Origin of the sequence: Kitasatospora sp. NPDC059817, from assembly GCF_042731835.1 — a bacterium.
Classification (GTDB): Bacteria; Actinomycetota; Actinomycetes; order Streptomycetales; family Streptomycetaceae; genus Kitasatospora.
This window is the reverse complement of sequence record NZ_JBHWIR010000014.1, coordinates 25,864-27,014: the sequence shown is the minus strand read 5'-3', so window position 1 is coordinate 27,014 and position 1,151 is coordinate 25,864. Positions and strand designations below refer to the sequence as shown.

General features: G+C 75.9%; 1 protein-coding gene. It reads right to left on the bottom strand.

Annotation, left to right across the window (positions count from 1 at the left end):
• Positions 1–191 precede the first annotated feature (191 nt).
• The coding region (locus tag ACFV61_RS05260; RefSeq protein ID WP_380490223.1) for a M18 family aminopeptidase at positions 192–1,151 on the bottom strand (960 nt) is incomplete at its 5' end.

Below are 1,151 nucleotides of genomic sequence, written 5' to 3'. Positions count from 1 at the left end.
GTGTGTGTGTTTGTTATACGAGCCCGGCCACCCCCAACCCCACCCCCCCCCCCCCCACTCGCGCTGGGGTCGGGGGGGTTGGGTTTTGTTTCTCCTCCACCGGCCGGGGTGGGGCCCGTCCTGGGCGGTTGGGGCCGGGGGGTGTTTCCCCCGCGGGCCCCCTTCGCCGTTGAGGGGGGATCAGCCCGGGATCAGCCCTCCAGGAACGCCTTGATCGCGCTGGCCAGCAGGTACGGGTCCTCGGCGCCGCACAGTTCGCGCGCCGAGTGCATGGACAGCGCCGCGATGCCGCAGTCCACCGTCTTGATGCCGAGGCGCGCCGCGGTGATCGGGCCGATGGTGGTGCCGCAGGGCATCGCATTGTTGGACACGAAGGACTGCCACGGCACGCCGGCCTTCTCGCAGGCGGCCGCGAACACCGCCCGGCCGACGCCGTCGGTCGCGTAGCGGTTGTTGACGTTGACCTTGAGGATCGGCCCGCCGTTCGGCAGCGGGTGGTGGCCCGGCTCGTGCCGCTCGGCGTAGTTCGGGTGGACGGCGTGGCCCATGTCGGAGGAGAGGCAGATCGTCCCGGCGAGCGCCCGGGCGCGGTCCTCCGGGGTGCCGCCGCGCGCGTGGACGGTGCGGTCGAGGACGTTGCCGAGCAGCGGGCTCTGCGCGCCGGTGTCCGACTCGCTGCCGGTCTCCTCGTGGTCGAAGGCGGCCAGCACCGGGATGTACGGCAGGTCGGCGGCGCCCTCGGCGGAGGCGACGGCGGCCAGCGCGGCGGTGGCGGCGTGGACGGACAGCAGGTTGTCCAGGCGCGGGCCGGCCAGCAGCTCGCGGTCGCGGCCCAGGTAGGCGGCCGGCTGGACGTCGTGCGTCATCAGGTCCCAGCCCGCCACGTCGGCGGCGTCCACGCCGGCGCGCTCGGCGACGTAGGAGATCAGCGAGCCCTCGTCGACCGGGCCGAGGCCCCAGATCGGGGTGAGGTGGCGCTGCTTGTCGAGCTTCATGCCGTCGTTGACCTGGCGGTCCAGGTGGATCGCGAGCTGCGGCACCCGCAGCAGCGGGGGGGGGCGCGGGGGGGGGCGCGCGGGGGCGGGCGGGACGCCGGGGGGGGCGGGGGGGCCGCGGGGGCGGGGCCGGCCGGGGGGGGGCGGGGGGGCGGC